Source organism: Actinosynnema sp. (assembly GCF_052038725.1).
This window is the reverse complement of sequence record NZ_JBQGCX010000600.1, coordinates 1-1,606: the sequence shown is the minus strand read 5'-3', so window position 1 is coordinate 1,606 and position 1,606 is coordinate 1. Positions and strand designations below refer to the sequence as shown.

Annotated in this window: 3 protein-coding genes; all 3 read left to right on the top strand. The window is 76.1% G+C overall.

Annotated features, from left to right (window positions below; genetic code table 11):
- Window positions 1-145: 145 nt before the first annotated feature.
- Window positions 146-814: an isochorismatase family protein gene (locus tag ACTUAL_RS12605; RefSeq protein ID WP_440900365.1), complete on the top strand. Its 669-nt coding sequence runs from the start codon at window positions 146-148 to the stop codon at window positions 812-814.
- Window positions 811-1,044 carry a phosphopantetheine-binding protein gene (locus ACTUAL_RS12600; RefSeq protein WP_440900364.1) on the top strand — a complete coding sequence of 78 codons (234 nt, stop codon included), beginning with the start codon at window positions 811-813 and terminating at the stop codon, window positions 1,042-1,044. The genes ACTUAL_RS12605 and ACTUAL_RS12600 overlap by 4 nt, the downstream gene beginning before the upstream one ends.
- On the top strand, window positions 1,041-1,606 hold a 566-nt coding region (locus tag ACTUAL_RS12595), incomplete at its 3' end, for a siderophore-interacting protein (RefSeq protein WP_440900363.1). The genes ACTUAL_RS12600 and ACTUAL_RS12595, both read left to right, overlap by 4 nt.

Here is a 1,606-nt window from a genome sequence, read left to right as displayed (position 1 = left end):
GGTTCGTGCGCGAGCGGGGCGTGGCCGCGTTCAAGGTGCCGGACCTGGTGCGGGTGGTTCCGGAGTTCCCCGTGACCGGGGTGGGCAAGACGAGCAAGCGGGAACTGCGCGCGGCGCTGGCCGCCGCCGAGGAGGGGTGAGGGCGTTGTCGTTGCCGAGGATCGAGCCGTACGCGCTGCCGACGGCGGCCGAGCTGCCCGAGGGCCGGGTCGCCTGGACGCCGGACCCGGCGCGCGCCGCGCTGCTGGTGCACGACGCGCAGCGCTACTTCCTGGCGCCGTACGCGGGCGCCCCGGTTCCGGAGATGGTCGCGAACATCGCGGCGCTGGTCGCGGCGGCCCGCGAGGTGGGCGCGCCGGTGTTCTACACCGCGCAGCCCGGCCGCCAGGCGGATCAGGACCGCGGGCTGCTGACCGAGTTCTGGGGCGCGGGCCTCGGCGCGGTGATCGACGCCGACCCGTCGGCCGCCGACGTGGTGCCGGAGCGGGCGCCCCGCGAGGGCGACGAGGTGCTGGTGAAGTGGCGCTACAGCGCGTTCCAGCGCAGCGCCTTCGCCGACCGGCTGGCGGAGCTGGGCCGTGACCAGCTGCTGATCACCGGCGTGTACGCGCACATCGGCTGCCAGGCCACCGCGGTGGAGGCGTTCATGCGCGACGTGCGGCCGTTCCTGGTGTGCGACGCGGTCGCGGACTTCTCCCGCGAGCGGCACGACCAGGCCTGCGAGTACGTCGCGCAGCGGTGCGGCGTCGTGACCACCACGGCCGACGCGCTGACCGCGCTGTCGGCCCCGATTCCCGCTGGAGCGCAGGGATGAGCGAGCAGTCGTTGACCGCCGAGCGGGTGCGCGCGGACGTGGCCGAGGTGCTGGGCGTGGCGCCCGAGGAGCTGGACGGGGACGCCGACCTGCTGGACCTGGGCCTGGACTCGGTGCGGGTCATGGGGTTGGTGGAGCGCTGGCGCGCCGCAGGCGCCGAGGTGGAGTTCCCGGACCTGGCCGAGCAGCCGGAGCTGGCGCACTGGACGGCGCTGGTGGTGGGCTCGTGAGCGGGGCGGCGGGCCGTCCGCGCCGGGTCGACCACCGGGGCAGGCACCACGAGCGGATCGCCGAGGTGCGCGCCGGGCAGGCCGGTGGGGCGGAGAAGGTCGGCTACCCGATCCGGGTGCGCGCGGCCGAGGTGGTGCGCACCGCGCCGCTGGGGTCCGGGCTGATCCGGGTCACGCTCGGCGGGCCGGGCACCGAGGGCTTCGAGGCGCACTCGCCCGACGAGCACGTGAAGCTGATCTTCCCGGACGAGCGCGGGGAGCTGCGGCTGCCCGAGCCGAACGGGGACGTGCTGCGCTGGCCCAGGCCCGCGCCGGTCTCGCGCGAGTACACGGTGCGGCGCTACGACCCGGTCAGCGGCGAGCTGGACGTCGACGTGGCGCTGCACGCGGGCGGCCTGGGCTCGGACTGGGCGCAGGCGGCGAAGCCGGGTGACGTGGTGCACGTGGCCGGTCCGCCCGGCGGGCTGATCGTGCCGCACGACTACGACCGGTACCTGCTGGCCGGGGACATCACCGCGCTGCCCGCGATCGCCCGGTGGCTGGAGGAGCTGCCGCGCACGGC

Excerpts from the sequence above, each read along its gene's own strand:
- ACTUAL_RS12600 (WP_440900364.1), top strand. The coding sequence starts at position 811 with ATGAGCGAGCAGTCGTTGACCGCCGAGCGGGTGCGCGCGGACGTGGCC.